Below are 18,585 nucleotides of genomic sequence, written 5' to 3'. Positions count from 1 at the left end.
GATTAGAATGAAGAAACATACCAGCCACCTTATTTTATGTTTTGCCTTCTTCACTATTCAATTGTCTGTTGCCCAGGAAAACCTTCAACTCACTCCTGTAAACAATTATAACTATTTCTCAGATCTGTGGGACAATTTTAATTCAACACCCTCTTCTGCATTTACTTTAAAGGAATACGCCAATTGGAAAATCCTGACATATTCTGCAATTACCGCACATTTTATTTTTGGAAATGATTTTGAGCTCCATGAAGAATATATCTATGAAAAAGAATACTGGCCGGCAGGAATCCCTAAATTACTTGGTAAAATTGGAGAAACATATGATAAACCCGGAACCATTTATGCTACCCTTGGATTAGCAGGTGTTCTCTACGGTTCAGGAAAACTTACCCAAAATAAAAAAATAATCGAGACAACCAACCTGATGACGCAATCGCTGATAATAAGCGGTGTGTTCACAACCATGTTAAAAGCTATAATCGGTCGCGCCCGGCCTTACACTAACCGCGGACCTCATTTTTACAAACCATTTAATTATAAGTTTAATGCCAATTATATGAGCATGCCATCCGGACACACTTCCAGTGCATTTGCCTTGATGACTGTAATTGCCAAACAGCATGATTCCTGGTACGTGCAAATCCCGGCATATACTTTTGCGGTTTCTGTGGCTTTTCAAAGGATAAAAGCAAACAAACATTGGGGTTCTGATTTGATTATCGGTGGTACTTTGGGGTATTTAATCGGGGCAACAATTGTCAGCCAGTCAAAAAGAAACAATAAGAAATTTTCATTACAGCCTATTATTGGAAGGAACGGTATTGGATTTGCGGTAAAGTTTTAATATATAAGCTTTATCACAAAGTTGAACATTTAGGAATGGATTATGAAAATCCAAATAAGAAACCAACGTTCTAAAAGATTTTTGAGATTTGCGATGGTGGGCTTGGTTGGTTTTATAATCAACAATTTCATTTTGTGGATTACTTATGAAGTTATTGAATTATCCTTGTTTATTAGCTCTCCACTGGCTATTGCTGTTGCAATATTAAATAATTTTATTTTGAATAATTTCTTTACCTGGAAGGTAAATATTTCAAACAGAAAATATTCTTTTCTGCAAAGCCTGTGGCGGTATTATCTCTCAGCGTCAATTGCCGGATTTGTTAATTATACGATTCTTCTGGTTTTAACAATCCAGTTTAACTTTTATTATCTCGCGGCAAATATTACCGGTATTTTAGCAGGAATGATGATCAATTTTCTTGTTAGTGAGAAATGGACTTTTTCGAGCAATTTGTATCAAACCGAGAAATAACATGAAGAATTTTTTTTACATAATAATTTTTATTATTGCATTTCAAGATACGCTTATCGGCCAAATTTCGGACTCGCTGGGCTCTTCAATTCCCCTTAAAAACAGTGAATATACCGGTTACCAAATCAACGAATCTGAAACTATTTTTTTTAAAAAACCAAAACCCCTGCAACACTTTGTTAGCGCTCCCGGAGATTTATATCAATACGCTAAAAACAGCTTTCGCTTAAATCAGCTAAAACAAATCGGCTGGATGGTTGGTGTTACAACTGTTCTGGTAATGGCAGATCAGGATATTATTGATGGTGCTCAGGATTTTGGAAAAGCAATTGGTGTAAAAGGTAATAATAAAATAAAGAGTGTAGCAAAGGTTTTCGGCTTTCCAATTCAAATGCCAACGGATTTCAGCTCTTCGTTATATTTTATTGGCGATGGCTGGACACATACATCGATTACTTCATCCTTTTTACTTTATGGTTTGGTAGACAGAGATAATCGTGCATTACAAACTGCCAGCCAGTTAGCCCAAGGATTAATAACAGTCACATTTACCACTCAATTATTAAAACATATCACAGGCCGGCAAAGCCCATACCGATCTACCGAACGTGGTGGTCGCTGGGATCTTTTTCCAAACCAGGTTACTTATCACAAAAATGTCCCTGCATACGATGCTTTTCCATCAGGACATCTGGCGTCTGCAATGATGATGGTGACGGTTATTTCCGAAAATTACAAAGAATATAAATTTATCAAGCCCCTTGGCTATTCTTTAATGACAATCCTATCCTTCCAAATGTTGAACAATGGCGTTCACTGGGCAAGCGATTATCCACTCGCAATTGCAATTGGCTATTCTCTCGGTAAACTTGCGACCTCCCGCGGCAGAATCGTGGTTACCAAACACGAAATGGCAAACACCTCACCAATGAACCTGGAATTATCTATAGGGCTTGTAAGCAGGTCGGCATTGGGAATTTCCGCAATTATTCACTTGTAACCTGTTCCTCTGCTCTTCGCAATCAGGATTTAAAGCACATTGCATCTGTTTTAAAATAATCCTAAACTAATTCCTGTTTATTCATAATAATGAAGGTCTATAATGAAAACTGTATTTCACAGCTTTATTATTGTTTTACTTTTTTACGCAAACAGTTTTTCAAAAGATATGGAGTTTACGGGATTTGGTGCTGCGGGAATGGTATCGTATGAAAGAAATATTATAAATGGTGTTAGCCAGGAAACTTATTATGAAGGAAAATTCCAGGCAAATATAGAAGTCTCAAAAAAGATTGATGCACAACTGGATTTTAGAGCTCACTCGTTTGACCAGGATGTCGAGTTGCGGGAGTTCTCTGTGAAATTTAAATATCATGATTATTTTAAAGTAAAAGTTGGCCATTTAAAATTACCTTTTGGATATGAGCAAATTGAAAACAGGGAAAAGCTGGCCACAGTTGAACGGAGCAATTCTCAGAAAAACGTTTCAAATCTTGGTTTTGGAGGACGAAGCATTGCGATACAGGCATATTATAAGTATTCCAAAAAAGATGAGGATTTCCCTTTTTCCTATTTCCTAAATCTTTACAAGAATAACAGCTTTCAAAGCGGCGCCGTTATGAGAGCCGCATATCATTTTGATGATTTCAGTATTGGTGCAAACTACCAATTATTATCTCGCGGCGGGCGAGAAGAGTTTGAATTTCAAGCACATGGTTATGGATTTGATGCAGGCTACAATGATAAATCGTTAAACATCTCTGCAGGGGCATACCTGGTTCGTAATCTTGATTTGAGCATGCAAAATATGTCTTATAACCTGTCGCTCAAAAAAAATGAAATAACCGGGACAAAAAAAGATGAAACAGTAAATGCTTCCAGTTTGCAATTTGCAGCAAGTTACAAATTTGATTTAGATGGGAACATTATCAAAGCGATTGAGCCACTTTTTCTATTTAGTGCTTTTGTACCAAACCTGGATCAAAGTAAAAGTCACGAATTGCAAAATGTTGTGGGCTTTAATTTATATTTTTCAAAAAAAGTTCGCTTGCGTTTACAGGGAGATCTTCGCCAGACAAAAGCACAATATGCAAATCAGTACACGCAGTTAGGCTCCCGCGGTATATTTGAATTGCAAATCAGGTTTTAGGCAATGCAAAAAATAGTTAACAAAAATCCTGGAAAGCCTATTTTGTCATTCCAGAATGCTCTTATCGGGAATCAAAAGTCGAGTGGTGACATAATTAGATCCAAGGCCATTTACACAACCCAGTGGGATTCATCACTTCATTTCATTTCACTCGGAATGACATCTCGACAAATAATTCAATTTATTATTTTCTCATTTTTCATTGTTTGCTGCAAAAGCTCCATCACAGACAGCCCTTCGTCCAAGCTAACAGAGCTTCCCGTTCTTGAAGTTCGCATTAGTCCTGAAAACCTGCAAACAATGCGTTCCAACAAAACAATTAATACCGAGTTTCCTGCACAAATTGCTTACAAAGGTAAAAATTTTGATGGCTGGCTGCGTCCCAGCGGTGCTCGGTCCAGGACTTTTCCACGCTGGTCTTATCGTATGAGATTGCCGGACTCAAAAGAAATTGAAGGACTTTATATTTTCAATTTAAGCGCGCAGGTTCATGATCCAACCATGCTTTACACGACAATTGCCACACATCTTTACAAGCAAGCCGGGTTTCCTGTTTTCCAAAATAAACATGCATTCCTGCGATTAAACAAGCAGGATAAGGGCTTATATCCGATGCTTGAAAAAATTGATCCGGACTTTTTTGTTAAACGCCATTTACCCGTTGCAGAACTTTATAAATCCGGCTCGCAAATTACGTTCTCCTTTGAAGGAGAGGAATTTCATCCCAAACTGAGTTTTGACAAAAAAATACCTGATGATAAAAATTACGAAAGTATTGTAGAATTTTTTAATGCTGTTGACACCAGCTCAATATCAAAAATAGAAACCAGCCTTGGCACATTTTTGAACATCGATCAATATCTAAGCTACCATGCTATGACCACATTGATTAACAATACTGATGCTTTTCGAAACAATTTTTTCCTTTGGAAAGAAGAAGCAAATTCGCCATTTAAATTTGTTCCGTGGGATTTTGATTTGAGTTTTAACCGAAAATGGCATGTAGGGCTATATGGCAAAAATGCAGTTATTAAAAAACTGCTTTTGAATGAAAACACATTTAATCTTTACAAAAAAAAGCTTCAGATTTTTACAGAACAGTTTTATACGGAAGACAATATTTTCCCGCTTATAGATTCAACTGTTGCCATCATTCGAGATGGCTATGATATCGATCCACATCTGGGAAATGGGATTTACAATCTTGATGAACAGGTTAATAAGTTAAAGGATTTTATTTCCAACCGCAGACAGTTTGTTATTGCAGAACTTGATAGTTTTAAGTTTAACGGAATGCCGAAGTAAAAATTTTTTGTTTAGCACAACACTCTCCTGTCATTCAGAGTGAAGCGCAGCGAAATGAAGAATCCCCATTTGCCTTGAGGAGATTCTTCTCTCCACTTCATTTCGATCAGAATGACAATCACTATTGCAAATAGTTTTTCTACAGCATGATCGACCATGTTTTTCAGTAACGAGTGTGTACCTATGAGCTTGTGGATAGATATGCCTTGAAAGGATTATTTCCCCTCCAGTTTAACCAGTGGCAATATTACTTCTTCCATCGAAATTCCACCATGCTGGAAACTATCTTTGTAGTGATTTATAAACTTGTGATAATTATTCGGATAGACGAAATAGTAATCCTCTTTGGCAATAATGTAATTTGTATTAAGTCCCTTACTTGGCAATTTCCAATCTTCGGGGTCTTTTACAATCGCCGCATGCTTTTTATCAACCTTTAAACTTCGCCCATATTTGTAGCGCAAACTTGTAGATGTCTCCCGATCCCCAATTACTTTTGTACCATGCAAACCACGTACACTTCCATGATCACTTGTTATAAAAGTTTTGGCTTTAGTCTCAGCAATCTTGCGAAAAATTGCCATAAATGGTGAGTGCTCAAACCAGGAACTTGTAAGCGATCTGTATGCTGCTTCATTTGGTGCAATTTCTTTTAAGATTGGCAAATCGGAGCGACTATGGGCCAGGATATCTACAAAGTTTATTACAATTGCCAACACGTCAGCAGAAAGATAATTATTGATATTTTTCTCCAGGCTGCGGGCATCGTCGTTATTCATAACTTTTACGTAACGAACATCCTTTTCGGGTGGAATATGGTGACGTTTAAGCTGTAATTCCAGAAGCTCTTTTTCGTATTTATTCAGGCTGGCCTCGTCATCATTTAAGGCCCAATATTGCGGATAACGTTTTTCAATCTCGCTTGGAAAAAGTCCGCTAAAAATTGCGTTTCGGGAAAAAGGAGTTGCCGTTGGTAAAACAGAATAATAATATTCTTTTTCAATATTGAACCACTCATAAAAAAATGGCTCAAGCATAAACCATTGATCCACACGCATACAATCTATAATAACCAAAATGGTTTTTTCATCTTTTTGTACATTTGGAACCACATATTTCGGAACAATGTCTGTACAAAGGGTTGGGCTGTTGTCACGATCGGCAAGCCATGCAGAATAATTTTTTTCAACAAATTTGCAAAATTCCTTATTGCTCTCTTTGCGTTGATCATATAAAATCTGCCGGAAATCGCTATCGGTAGAAGCATCCAATTCCATATCCATACGGAATATTTTTACAGCCTGTTCAATCCAGTCATCGGGTGTGTTCATGTTCATCAAGGAGATGGATAATTTGGAAATCTCCACGGCGTATTCCTGGCTGCGTTTTTCACTGATTATATTTTTCTTATCCAGGATTTTTTTACAGGCCATCAAAATCTGGCTGGGATTTACCGGCTTGGTCAGGTAGTCATCAATTCGTTTCCCGATGGCTTCTTCCATCAGGCTTTCTTCTTCATTTTTGGTGATCATTATAACCGGCGTCTGAGGATGGCTGTCTTTGATTTCATTCAACGTGGTTAATCCATCTTTACCGGGCATCATTTCATCCAGCAAAACGATGTCGTATGGCGCTTCGTTAATTTTTGCCACGGCATCATCACCATTTGTTACAGTGATAACATCATAACCTTTGCTTTGTAAAAAAAGAACGTGTGCCTGTAAAACTTCAATTTCATCATCTGCCCATAAAATACGCTGCATTCATTTCTCCGGAATTTCGGTATTGATTTTTAAGTGCCTGTTTACACAATTTTTAAAATAAAGTTCATGAAAAGTAACGACTAAATATTTTTGCCATTTCTAATTCGTGATCTAGTTTTAATAAGTAATAAATACCTTATCATTTAAAAAATAAAACAATAATTCAAAATCGAATAAAACTATTGTAAGCGTTATTAATTTTAAACTAATCTTTTTAGTCAAAACTTTCTTTTTGTACAAAACAATAAAATTAAAAAAAATCAATAATAACTGAATAGGTATAATCATCCAGAATGAATAGAATAAAAAATTCGAAAATAGCAATAAAGATGGTAAGTAACCGAAATGATGACTGGAAATTATGTCTATATTGAATTTCAAGATTATAGCATATATTAAAAGAAAAAAGGGTATCAATCTTTTGCTAAAATAGTATAGGGTGTAATCATCAATTTTTCTGGTAAATAAACTGTTATATGTAAATATCAAAAGCAAAATTGATGAAATAGTTGAAAGCGATAAAAGATATGAAATTGCCCCTATATACAATCTGGCAAACATTAAAACAAAGATACAAATTAAAAATATATTAATTGTGTATTTAATATTGGTTTTTTCCATTTCTAAAAATTTCGATGAAAATTAATTTCAAAAAATTTTTTATCTGCAAAATAGTTATAGTAATACATATCAGTATTCTTATTTGTCGTATGCCTTATTGAAAAGTCAACAGAGTTCAATCTCAAATATGATATTCTTTTATATTTTGATTCTACTATTTTAAGAATTGTATCAACCACACTTTTTAGCTCATCTTTATTAAACTCTGCCCTATAAGAAGATATCTCTATTTCAATATTATACTCTTTTTTATAGAAACTTTTTAAGTTTCTAATTGTCAAACCCATATATGGGCTAATTTTAATTGAGTCTTTTAAGGCTTCAGAAAATAAAGGTAAGATATCCTTGAAGAACTTATCCGATTTATCATTTACTAAAGACAAGTTAGTCGATAACTCTTCACTTTCCATATAAATATTATCCAAGGCAATTATTGGTATTATGACTATTAGAATTGTAATAATAGGTAGAGTATTTTTAATTACCCATAATCTTTTCACTTATGATTTTCCCTTTAGGATATGTATTACAATTGCCGCTGCCGGACGACCTCATACAAAACCACGGCAGTTGCCACCGATGCATTAAGCGATTCAATTTTGCCAAACTGGGGTATTGTAATTCTATCGCTGCACAAAGCGGCAATATTTTTGCGCACACCCGGTCCTTCGCTGCCAACAATTATAGCCAACGGTTTTTTAAAATCTTTTTGATACATGCTGTTTTCCGAGCCGGGCATTAAGGCGCCGGTTAAAACCCCATTTCCATTTAAAGTCTCAATTACACTTTCCAGGTATGGCACACGGAAAATGTTTAAATGAAACAACGCCCCTGCCGATGTTTTTGCTACGGTTGCATTTAGCTGGGCAGAGCCTTTTTCCGGCAGAATAATGGCATCTACTCCGCTGATTTCTGCTGTGCGTAAAATTGCACCTGTATTATGCGGATCCTGCACTTGATCCAGAATGAGTAAAAATGGATTTTCAACCTCTTTTAAGAAACTATCCAATATCTTTTCAGATTTTATTGTTAACGGTTTCATTTCTGCAGCAACACCCTGATGCACCACGGGGCCGCTCAGCTTTTGGATTTCATTTTTATCAACCTTGCGGACTCTTACTTCTTTGCTTTTTGCCACACGCTCAATCTGACCAACCACTTTACCTTTCAGGTCACGCGCAAGCCAAATTGAATTAACACTATAATCAGATCGCAAAGCTTCAATTACCGGTTGCCGGCCATACACTATAAATTTTTCGTTTTTTTGTTCCATTAATCCTCTTAAAAATAAACTAATTTCACCACAGAGGCGCAGAGATCTCAGAGAAAATACGCTTTTATTTTAGAATATTTAAACCACTCTTGCCAATGACATCCCGGCCCAAACCGCAGCGATGGTCAATACAACATTTAAACCAATATTCAAAATAACCTGTCCATAAAGGTTTTCCTGGAAAAGCATAAATGTTTCAAATGAGAAAGTTGAAAAAGTTGTCAGCGCACCCATCATACCAACCGCAATAAAATTACGCCAGGCTGGTGAAATGGTAAATCGCTCTTCAGCCAAAAGCAGAAAAAAACCGAGAATAAAACTACCCAGAACATTCACAGCCAATGTTCCATAAGGCATTCCAGCTCCAAGAAACCTATGCACCCATCCGGAAATGGAATAGCGCATAACAGCACCAATAAAACCGCCTAATCCAATTATTAAAATGTTCATGGAATCAATTTACTTAGTTTTTAGAAGTGTTCAAAATGAACATAATATAAGCATCAAAGCATGCATCTTTGCTGTCATTCCTGCATGCTTTAAGCAGGAATCTGAGATTCCCGATAAAGACGTTCGGGAATGACAAATTAGTAGCTTCAAATATGTAGGCTTAAAGTTAACTTTTTTAAGGAATGATTATTTCCGGTTTCTCGGAAACAAGATTATTGACAGGTACAATGATTGTCTCACCGTGTTTGAGAACTTTAAACAAATTACTATCGAGGCCGCGAAGCTCAACTTCATTCATTAAAACTTTTGGTGGATCTGTTATTGGCTCATCAGAAAGTTGAAAAGTACCCCAATGCATCGGCACAAAATATTTTGCTTTGACATCAAGATAGACATCCACAGCCTGAACAGGATCTACATGCACCGGAGACATAAACCATTGTGGCTTGTATGCACCGATCGGAACAATGGCCACATCAAATGGCCCATATCTCTCGCCTATTTGTTTAAATCCCGGAAAATAACCTGTATCACCGGCAAAATACAATCTTGATGATTTACCAAGAATAGCCCAGCTGCTCCATAAAGTTTTGTTGCGATCAAAAAGGGTTCGGCCGGAAAAATGTTGTGTTGGAGTACAAATGAACCGAACCCCGTTAAAAGAAATTTCATCCCACCAATCCAATTCCTGATAATTGGAAATATCCAAACCATCGAGAAAGTCGCCGATCCCAAGCGGGACAATATAGAGAGCGCTATCACCTATCATTTCAATCGTTCCTTCATCAAGATGATCATAATGGTCATGGGAAATAATAACAATATCAATTGGAGGCAAACTATCAAAAGCAAGCCCGGGTTTTACCAGACGCGAGGGACCTACAAAGCTAACCGGTGAAACGCGCTCGGACCAAACCGGATCTGTAAGAATATTTAAGCCTTCAATTTGAATTAAAAATGAAGAATGCCCTACCCAGGTTATTGAAAACTCTTCCTTATTTTGTTGCAGCCAATCCGGATCATTTTCAGCTAATTCAAAAACCACACTGTCTGCCTCAGTACTTCGTGAATCATTAATAAAACGATCCCAAACCACCCATTTTAGCAAATTTGAAATACCTTTTTCTTCAAAACCAGGATAAGGATTTTTAAATCCATTTCGGACATGGTGTGCTTTCTCAGATATTGTGGAATCCTGAGAATAAACAAAAGAGATTGTAAATAATAAAATAAGGGTAGATAATAATTTCATATTTTTCAACTTTCATGTTCCAAAAATTAAATATCAAAAACCTACGCTTTAAATGGATTTCAAGTTCCAGTCAAAGCCAGTTAAAATGACTAATTGTAGTTGTAAATGTTGAAACAAGCATTTTGCATAAATCATCCGGGAAACGACCTTCTTCATTTACAAATTTTTGATTGACCTCAAGCTCAACACCAAGGTAACTGCCGTTGGAATATTTTTTTCTAAAATGCGCCGTTAACCCGTCTGGTTTGCCACGATATGGATAATTGAAACGCACACGCAAATCGGAGCACATGTTCAATGTCTTTTTCCATTCCTTGCTAATCAGTTTTTCATTAGAGCGTTCCGGGTTATATAAAAACCCGATGTCGGCATTTCTCTCCACTCCATTCATAACCGGAGTGAAGGAGTGTGTGGCAATATGTAATACTTTTTGTCCTGATGAAATCTGATCATTAAGGAAAGTAGAAATTTTTTCCCGATGGGGATAATAATAACTGTCGAGAATATTTTTTTTCTCACTTTTAGATAAAGGTTTGGTCATTTCGGAAAAGAGTGTTCTCCGCCATAAGGATCTGTTCACATCTACCAGAAGCCGTGAAATATTTATTTTAAAAAGTCTTGCTTGCAATCCATTGGAAAACGCTTCGGCCATAGACCAGATTCCCAAATCGTAACCACGATGTGTTTTTAAAACATTTTCATGCCCCTTAAACAAATGTTTATACTTTTCAGGAATTTGATTCCCGCCATGTTCTGAGGTAAAAAGAAGAGTCGTTGTTTTCATTTGTACCATTCGATAAGAAATATTCTTTAGTTGTGGTTAATATTTATTATAAAACAGCAAAGATTCAAACTTAAATTAGCTCACCATTTTTCTTTCTTCTTATTGTCTCTGATTTTAACTTTCAAATATCATTTTAAAAAGGAATAAATATGTTTTTAGAAAATGCGATTACTGGAAAAAATCAATTTTGGAGATATCTGGTTTCTACGATTGTAATATTTATTGGTCTTATTATTGGTCAATTACCTTTGGGCGTTTTATTGGTTTTTGAACAAATGCAGGGTACTGACATTTCCGGTTTTGAAAAAAATATGGATTTCTCTCTAATCGGTATTGATCCAAATCTTGGATTAGCTTTGATTATCCTTTCATTTATAGGTGGATTTTTTGCATTGATTATTGCTGTAAAATTTATACACAATAAAAATTTTAAAGATGTAATTACCAGTCATTCAAAAATACAGTGGAACAAGGTTTTTTGGGCTTTTGGGCTTTGGATGGCCCTTTCGATATTCGCCGAAATAGGATTTTATTATAATGATACAGCCAATTATACTTATCAGTTTAATTTGGAATTATTTATCCCGCTTGTGCTTGTTTCACTTTTATTAATGCCCTTCCAAACCAGCTTTGAAGAAATATTTATCCGCGGTTACCTGATGCAGGGAATTGGCATGATCAGTGTTTTCAGGATAATCCCATTAATAATTACATCACTAATATTTGGTGGATTACATATAATGAACCCCGAAATAGAAAGCTTTGGTTTAGGGGTTATGATGGCCTTTTATGTTGGTTTTGGCTTAGTAATGGGTATAATTACAATTATGGATGATGGGTTGGAACTTCCTTTAGGAATCCATGCTGCCAACAACATTTATGCTTCTGTTTTTGTAACCTATGCGGGTGGGGCCTTACAAACTTCCGCAATTTTCAAAGTTGAAAAGCTGGATCAGAATTTAATGGTCATTGGCTGGGCTGTCATTTCTGTAATTTTTATTTTTTGGGCAGCAAAAAAATATGGATGGCAAAACTGGTCTAAACTTTTAGGTAGAATCGATTTTAAATGATGAGCCGTGTTTTACTATGTCACAATTAGAAATATTACTCAAAGAAATCCGAAGCTGCACTGTTTGTTCAGAATCCTTGCCGCTTGGTCCGCGCCCTATTCTGTCTGCTTCTCCACTATCCAAAGTGCTGATTGTAGGCCAGGCTCCGGGAACGCGAGTCCATAAAAGCGGTATTCCCTGGGATGACCCGAGCGGTGACAGGTTGCGGCTTTGGATGGGCGTGGATAAAGAAATCTTTTATGATGACGGCAAAATTGCCATTGTACCTATGGGTTTATGTTACCCAGGTAAAGGAAAAAGTGGCGATCTCCCTCCCAGAAAAGAGTGTGCAGATCTGTATTTCGACCGGCTTCTACCACTACTCTCAAACATAAAACTGACAATCATAATCGGGCAATATGCACAAGCCTACTATTTAAAAAATAAAAGAAAAAACACCCTCACAGAAACTGTAAAATCATGGAAAGAATATCTTCCTAATTACATAGTTTTGCCACATCCATCTCCGCGTAATTTTGGCTGGTTTAAAAAAAATCCGTGGTTTGATGATGAAGTTTTACCCACGTTACGAAATAGAATCCGGGAAGTAGGAGTGCTCTCCTGAGCACGATTCGCTCAACACATTATTGGTCTGATTCTTCAATCGCCATCTGGAGATGGCTCCTACCATTTCTAATTAAGAATACTCAAGGTAGGAGTGCTTTCCCAAGCGCGATCAGCAAAACCAACCCTTCCTATCGCGAAACTGAAATAGGTGGATATGTGATTATTTTAAATGGCCAATTCTCAATTGAGTTGACAAGACCTTTTCTAACCGGATTTTCTAAAATATAATTTATCTGGGTTGCGATAGATTCATGTGACCGTATTGCATGATCATAAAATCCTGTCTGCCAAAATTTGCCAGATATTTTTCTCATTTCATTATATTTCTTTGCAGTAAATTTGCATAATGATTGAATAACCTCAGACAAATCCTTGCTTTCCCCCAATTGAAAAACAAGATGAAAATGATCCGGCATCATAGTTGCGGATGGATAAGAAATGTGGTTATTTTGAATTAACCAGGATATTGCTTCATAAAATATTTCAAAATATGAACTGCCCGAAGATAAATCACCTAAGTCAGGAATTAAAAGTTGCTCCTTTTTATCGCAACATTTTGTGATTGCATAGAATTGACCTGTTTTAGAAAACCGCCCAATTCTTAAATTCTCTTGATGTGCTTTATCTTCTAACATTTGAAAATCCTTATTTGTTGGTAGGAGTGCTCTCCTGAGCGCGAATATTTAAGACAATTATTTCACCGGTACATATTTTCGCCATCTGGAGATGGCTCCTACCGTTTCCATTCGTAAATCTGAAAAACCCCAAGAATGGCCATAACCGTTACATAGAATGGATAAAAAATCTGCATAAAAGGGAAATATGGAGCGAGCTTCAAATCACCTAATTTTTGTGCAGCAACCCGCAATGTGATAAACTCCAAAATTAATTTCATGGCCAACGCCAGTATCCAAATCGAAATTGAAGTTTGAAAAAGAAGTGGAAAAACTATAAGGAAAACCAAATAGAAAAAAAGGATTAATGCCATTAGGACTGATCCAAATGACTTCTTAAGAAGCTTGCTGTTTTTACGGATTTGCTGAAAAAGAATCTCACGGAAAGTGTCCGGCCTTTTGGTAATAGTAAATGTAGCGAAACAAAACCTGATTTTCCCTTTTAACTCATTGCGGAATAATTCAGTTAAATGTACATCGTCACCACTTTTGTGCTGTGACAATTTATTATAACCACCAACCTGCAAATAAGCTTCTTTGCGATAGGCCAAGTTTCTGCCAACACTGCTCATGGGAACACCGGCCAAAGTCGGCGCAGCAACCATTATCCCGGAAAAGAGATTATCAAAACGAAGCAGCTTGTCCAGAAATCCCGGTTTTTCTTCAATTACAGAATGACCCAAAACCATAATTGTCTGGTCATCAAACTTTGCAGCCACTTCTAAAAGCCAGTTTTCCTGAACTCGGCAATCCGCATCGGTCGTCAAAATAATCTCGCCTTTTGCAGTTTCTATGGCTTTGTTTAAAGCTGCCTTTTTACCTGCCAAGCTTTCTTTTTCACGATCCAAATTAATCAGCTTCCAATTATCTTGCCTGTCCAAATAAGCGTTGATTATCTTGGCAGTATCATCCGATGAGTTATCATTGACCAAAATAATCTCAAACTTTTCTTGCGGATAATTTATTTTTGAAAGGGAATCTAAAGTTGGTTTTATGCGTTTGGCTTCGTTACGTGCCGCAATGATTACCGAAATAAAAGGTTGTGTACCAGAAGTTATATTTTTTGCTTTTATGAACAGCCTGAGAACGGCAAAAACTGCGGCCACATAAAACAAAGTTGAAAGAATTAAAAGCAATTCTAAAATCATTTAAACCTTTTTTAAAATAATCTTGATAAGATTTTGAAATTTAAACTTCCACTTGTTCAACAACAATTTTTTTGCAAGCAAGTTTTAAGATCGTATCTTTTGCACCCAAATATTTAAGGAAAAAATTGAACGAACTTATTTTCTGGAACCTTGTCCGCTCGCTTACCTGGCGACGTAGTTCCAATCTATTAAAAACAGGCTCCTCCTTTTTGCTTTCAGCCCTTTTTAACAAATATTTTGTCTGGGGTAAACCATCTATTTTGACGATTGAACCGACCAATATTTGTAACCTGCGCTGTCCGCTTTGTACAACAGGTTCCGGCGATATGGAACGCGCCAATGGTAAAATGTCGCTTGAAACTTTTGACAATATTATTCAAAAAATGGGTGATGAATTATTTTTCCTTTTACTTTATCACCAGGGTGAACCATACATAAATAAGCATTTTCTGAAATTTGTTGAGCTGGCCAAATCAAAAAATATTTATACCACCACCAGCACAAACGCTCATTATTTTACTGATGAAATTATCCATGCCACGATTGATTCCGGGCTTGATAGCATGATTGTTTCCCTCGATGGCGTGACCCAGGATGTTTATGAGCATTATCGCGTAAAAGGCAAAGTGGATAAAGTGATTGATGGCATGGCGCGTTTTATGGAAATTAAGCGTCAACGGAAAGCAAAAACACCTTTAATTGCACTACAATTTTTAGTTATGAAACATAATGAGCACCAATTACCTGAAGTCAAAAAGCTGGCTGCCGAAATTGGTGTGGATCGCTTGTTGATAAAAAATATAGAAGTGCACAACACTCAGGAAGCAAAAGATTGGCTTCCACAAAATGATAAATACCGTCGCTACAATTTTGATGGAGAAACCCTGGTTGTCAAAAATAAATCCAGGAAGTCCTGCAGCCGGGTTTGGCTTTCTACGTTGATCAATTGGGATGGTTCGGTTGTGCCTTGCTGTTTTGACAAAAACGGCGATTTTGAACTTGGGGATATAAATTCCAAAGAGAACCTTGATCAAATATGGCAGGGTGAAAAATATAATAATTTCCGCAAAGAATTAAATACCAACCGCGACAATATCGATATGTGCCGCAATTGCAACCAGGGTCTGGGCAGTTTTATTTTTAACTGGAATACCAAAGGAAAGAAAAAGAAACCTGAAAAGAAAGAGCTCTTTCCTATTATTGATTAAAGAAAACCAACCTCGATTAAGAAGTGCTTACCTATTGAAATGATAGTTTTTTTGCTTCATCAATATCTTTTAGTTTTCATGTTGTAATACAGCCCCGGCATCTGTATAGTATCAAAAACATAAAATCGCATAAAACCAAAGTTTAGTAATTTTTATTTTTTTTAACCGGAAGGATTTTTTAAACTTTAGCGATTCAAAATTCATATCACAAAAGGATAGAACCAAATATGACGCCCGATGATGTTGCAAAAAAATTGAAGGATACAATAATTTCTTTTGAAGAAAAATGTTTGTCCTATTACCTGCATTTTGAAAGCTCTGAGCGAAAGCTGGCGCAGGATATTAAGAACAAAATCAAAGAAAAATACGGCAGCGAAAAATTTATGCCGGCATTGGGTTGGAAAGAATCGTTTGGCGAGCTTGCAGATTCTGATATTTTAGATAACGAAATTAAAAAATACCTGGAATCAATTAGCTATAATGAAGAAAAATTTGTTCTTCCAAAAGACCGCATAAAAAACATGATTTGGAATAATGCCCGGGTTGAGGGAAAAAAAATACTATCCAGGTTGGGCTAAAGAATAATATAATTGAAACCAAACTTAATTATTCTGGCTTATGATATTTGGAGCTTTATGACAAAATATAATTCTATGTATTGATGCTTACTGGCTCTAAAAACTTTGGGATGAAACATAAATAGATAATTAAAATATGGATTCAATAGTTAAAAATAGCTTATCAGAAATGTTCGAGCGTTGGGCCAAGGAAAAAGTCAAGTCGTTTACGGCACTACCTGCGCACGGTTCCTACCGCCGTTATTTTAGAATTACCGGCGAAACAAAACAGGCCATTGGTGTTTTCAATGAAGATATTAAAGAGAATATCGCCTTTCTCAATTTTTCAAAACACTTTTTAAAACACAATTTAAAAGTTCCGGAAATTTATGAACAGGAGCTGGATAAAAACATCTATCTCGAAGAAGACCTGGGTGATGAAACACTGTTTTCATTTTTAACAAAAAAGCGGGATAAAGATAGTTTTTCGGAAGAGCTTAAAAATCAGTACAAAAAGGTGATTGCAGCTTTGCCGCGTTTTCAAGTTACGGCGGGTAAAGATTTGGATTACTCTGTTTGCTATCCACGCAGCAGTTTTGACCGCCAATCTATGATGTGGGATCTAAATTATTTTAAATACTATTTTTTAAAACTTGCCAAAATCCCTTTTGATGAGCAGCAGTTGGAAGATGATTATCAAACTTTTGTGGATTTTTTACTGGGCAGCCAACGTGACTATTTTCTATATCGCGATTTTCAATCACGCAATGTTATGATCCACAATAACGATGTATATTTTATTGATTATCAGGGCGGCAGAAAAGGCGCATTGCAATACGACCTTGCCTCACTTCTTTACGATGCGAAGGCTGATATTCCACCTCATATAAGGAAAGAATTATTAGAAATCTATCTGGATGAGCTTGAAAAACTAATACCAGTGGATCGGGAAAAATTTCTACAATATTATCATGGCTATGTATTTATCCGCATAATGCAAGCGCTGGGTGCGTATGGTTTTCGTGGATTCTACGAACGTAAAGAACACTTTTTAAAAAGTGTACCATTTGCTATTCAAAATCTGGAACGCCTGCTTCATTCCGCTAAACTGCCAATTGAAATACCAGCATTAACAGACGCCTGGTCAAGGCTTGTTCGTTCAAGCTATCTGCGTACATTAAGTACAGACAAACTACGCCTAACTATTCGAATTGACAGCTTTTCCTATAAACGCGGTATTCCCTGGGATGAAAAAGGGCATGGAGGTGGTTTTGTGTTTGATTGCCGTTCGCTGCACAATCCCGGGCGTTACAATGATTATAAATTTCTAACAGGAAATGATCAGCCGGTTATTGATTTCCTGGAAAAAGAAGGTGAAGTCAATGAGTTTTTAGCCCACATTTATGCAATTGTCGATTCGGCGGTTAATAAATACCAGTCGCGTAATTTTACAGATTTAATGATTGCTTTTGGCTGTACCGGCGGACAGCACAGATCCGTTTATTGTGCCAATCAATTGGCTGCCCACCTTGGAGAAAAATTCGATACGGATATTAAACTTCGACATCGTGAACAAGAGATGAAAAACAATTGAAAGCTTTAGTTTTTGCTGCAGGACTCGGTACACGCTTAAAACCACTAACCAATTCCATACCCAAAGCAATGGTAGCTGTAAATGGTAAGCCTATGCTGGAGTGGGTTATCCTGCGTTTAATTGAATTTGATATAAAAGAAATTATAGTAAATGTTCATCACCATGCCGGCCAAATAATTGATTTTTTAAGATCAAAAAACAATTTTGGAATTAAGATTGAAATATCTCATGAAAAGGAATTGCTTGATACGGGAGGTGGGTTAAAAAAAACTGCCTGGTTTTTTGAAAATGAAAAAGACTTACTCATCCATAATGCAGACATTCTCTCGGATATTGATTTAAAAGCAATGTATGTGCAGCATACTTTGGAAAAAGCAGATGCAACCCTCGCCGTAAGGAAGAGGAAAACTAATCGATACCTACTTTTTAAAAGTGATGGACAACTTTGCGGCTGGACAGCAAAAAAAGAAAATAAAACTTTATGGGCTGGAGAGCCTGAAAATAATAGTGTGGAACTCTCCTTCGCCGGTATTCACATCATCAGTGCCAAGTTGCTTACAAAACTAAACACAAATAATATCTTTCCGATAATCCCGGAATATTTAAGATTAGCTTCTCATTATAATATAAAAGGATTTGATACCACACCCTTCAAATGGATTGATTTAGGAAGAAAAGAAAATCTGCTCGATATAAATAAGATCTTCGATTTCAAATATTTCAAATCATACAAAAAATAAAAAAAGTTGAATTTTTATTACAGGATTTGACGAGACTCACAGACTAACGTAAAATAACTCCGTATATATG

Annotated in this window: 19 protein-coding genes; 11 read left to right on the top strand and 8 right to left on the bottom strand. The window is 36.4% G+C overall.

Annotated elements, in window-relative coordinates; translation table 11 throughout:
- Positions 1 to 7 precede the first annotated feature (7 nt).
- From HND50_10485 to HND50_10465, 5 genes are all read left to right on the top strand, one after another.
- Positions 8 to 847 carry a phosphatase PAP2 family protein gene (locus HND50_10485; protein ID NOG45652.1) on the top strand — a complete coding sequence of 280 codons (840 nt, stop codon included), beginning with the start codon at positions 8 to 10 and terminating at the stop codon, positions 845 to 847.
- Between the two features lie 42 nt (positions 848 to 889).
- Positions 890 to 1,321, top strand: a complete 432-nt coding sequence (locus HND50_10480; protein ID NOG45651.1) for a GtrA family protein — start codon at positions 890 to 892, stop codon at positions 1,319 to 1,321.
- A gap of 1 nt (position 1,322) precedes the next feature.
- Positions 1,323 to 2,321 carry a phosphatase PAP2 family protein gene (locus tag HND50_10475; protein ID NOG45650.1) on the top strand — a complete coding sequence of 333 codons (999 nt, stop codon included), beginning with the start codon at positions 1,323 to 1,325 and terminating at the stop codon, positions 2,319 to 2,321.
- Positions 2,322 to 2,423: 102 nt separating this feature from the next.
- Positions 2,424 to 3,470, top strand: a complete 1,047-nt coding sequence (locus HND50_10470) for a hypothetical protein (GenBank protein NOG45649.1) — start codon at positions 2,424 to 2,426, stop codon at positions 3,468 to 3,470.
- Positions 3,471 to 3,473: 3 nt separating this feature from the next.
- On the top strand, positions 3,474 to 4,775 hold the full coding sequence (locus tag HND50_10465; protein NOG45648.1) for a hypothetical protein: 1,302 nt from the start codon (positions 3,474 to 3,476) through the stop codon (positions 4,773 to 4,775).
- A 215-nt stretch (positions 4,776 to 4,990) separates the two neighbouring features.
- On the opposite strand, the gene HND50_10460 is transcribed toward HND50_10465, so the two are convergent.
- The 6 genes from HND50_10460 to HND50_10435 form a co-directional block, all read right to left on the bottom strand.
- Positions 4,991 to 6,538, bottom strand: coding sequence for a response regulator (locus tag HND50_10460; GenBank protein ID NOG45647.1), 1,548 nt, complete (start codon positions 6,536 to 6,538; stop codon positions 4,991 to 4,993).
- Positions 6,539 to 7,161: 623 nt separating this feature from the next.
- On the bottom strand, positions 7,162 to 7,659 hold the full coding sequence (locus HND50_10455; GenBank protein ID NOG45646.1) for a hypothetical protein: 498 nt from the start codon (positions 7,657 to 7,659) through the stop codon (positions 7,162 to 7,164).
- A gap of 26 nt (positions 7,660 to 7,685) precedes the next feature.
- The gene (gene rlmB / locus HND50_10450) at positions 7,686 to 8,432 is read right to left on the bottom strand and encodes a 23S rRNA (guanosine(2251)-2'-O)-methyltransferase RlmB (GenBank protein ID NOG45645.1); all 747 of its coding nucleotides are present in this window, start codon (positions 8,430 to 8,432) and stop codon (positions 7,686 to 7,688) included.
- A gap of 78 nt (positions 8,433 to 8,510) precedes the next feature.
- A complete protein-coding gene (gene crcB, locus HND50_10445) occupies positions 8,511 to 8,882 on the bottom strand; it encodes a fluoride efflux transporter CrcB (GenBank protein NOG45644.1) in 372 nt (123 codons plus the stop codon).
- Positions 8,883 to 9,057: 175 nt separating this feature from the next.
- Positions 9,058 to 10,134: an MBL fold metallo-hydrolase gene (locus tag HND50_10440; GenBank protein ID NOG45643.1), complete on the bottom strand. Its 1,077-nt coding sequence runs from the start codon at positions 10,132 to 10,134 to the stop codon at positions 9,058 to 9,060.
- A 70-nt stretch (positions 10,135 to 10,204) separates the two neighbouring features.
- The gene (locus tag HND50_10435; GenBank protein ID NOG45642.1) at positions 10,205 to 10,918 is read right to left on the bottom strand and encodes an N-formylglutamate amidohydrolase; all 714 of its coding nucleotides are present in this window, start codon (positions 10,916 to 10,918) and stop codon (positions 10,205 to 10,207) included.
- A gap of 149 nt (positions 10,919 to 11,067) precedes the next feature.
- Here HND50_10435 and HND50_10430 point away from each other — a divergent pair, with 149 nt between their 5' ends.
- Both HND50_10430 and HND50_10425 read left to right on the top strand, forming a co-directional pair.
- Positions 11,068 to 11,988, top strand: coding sequence for a CPBP family intramembrane metalloprotease (locus HND50_10430; protein ID NOG45641.1), 921 nt, complete (start codon positions 11,068 to 11,070; stop codon positions 11,986 to 11,988).
- Positions 11,989 to 12,004: 16 nt separating this feature from the next.
- Positions 12,005 to 12,592: a uracil-DNA glycosylase family protein gene (locus HND50_10425; protein ID NOG45640.1), complete on the top strand. Its 588-nt coding sequence runs from the start codon at positions 12,005 to 12,007 to the stop codon at positions 12,590 to 12,592.
- A gap of 130 nt (positions 12,593 to 12,722) precedes the next feature.
- On the opposite strand, the gene HND50_10420 is transcribed toward HND50_10425, so the two are convergent.
- The gene (locus tag HND50_10420; protein ID NOG45639.1) at positions 12,723 to 13,229 is read right to left on the bottom strand and encodes a hypothetical protein; all 507 of its coding nucleotides are present in this window, start codon (positions 13,227 to 13,229) and stop codon (positions 12,723 to 12,725) included.
- A gap of 98 nt (positions 13,230 to 13,327) precedes the next feature.
- Entirely contained in the window at positions 13,328 to 14,416 is a 1,089-nt protein-coding gene (locus HND50_10415; GenBank protein NOG45638.1) for a glycosyltransferase, read from the bottom strand.
- Positions 14,417 to 14,541: 125 nt separating this feature from the next.
- On the opposite strand from HND50_10415, the gene HND50_10410 reads away from it, so the two are divergent.
- The 4 genes from HND50_10410 (at position 14,542) to HND50_10395 (ending at position 18,515) form a co-directional block, all read left to right on the top strand.
- Entirely contained in the window at positions 14,542 to 15,624 is a 1,083-nt protein-coding gene (locus HND50_10410; protein NOG45637.1) for a radical SAM protein, read from the top strand.
- Between the two features lie 227 nt (positions 15,625 to 15,851).
- Complete coding sequence (locus tag HND50_10405; GenBank protein NOG45636.1) at positions 15,852 to 16,202, top strand: hypothetical protein; 351 nt, start codon at positions 15,852 to 15,854, stop codon at positions 16,200 to 16,202.
- Between the two features lie 136 nt (positions 16,203 to 16,338).
- A complete protein-coding gene (locus HND50_10400) occupies positions 16,339 to 17,775 on the top strand; it encodes a phosphotransferase (GenBank protein NOG45635.1) in 1,437 nt (478 codons plus the stop codon).
- Positions 17,772 to 18,515, top strand: a complete 744-nt coding sequence (locus HND50_10395) for an NTP transferase domain-containing protein (protein NOG45634.1) — start codon at positions 17,772 to 17,774, stop codon at positions 18,513 to 18,515. The genes HND50_10400 and HND50_10395 overlap by 4 nt, the downstream gene beginning before the upstream one ends.
- The last annotated feature ends 70 nt before the right edge of the window (positions 18,516 to 18,585 follow it).

Source organism: Calditrichota bacterium (assembly GCA_013112635.1).
Taxonomy (GTDB): Bacteria; Calditrichota; Calditrichia; order Calditrichales; family J004; genus JABFGF01.
Note: the sequence above shows the minus strand (reverse complement) of the source record. Positions and strands in the feature narration are given on the sequence as shown.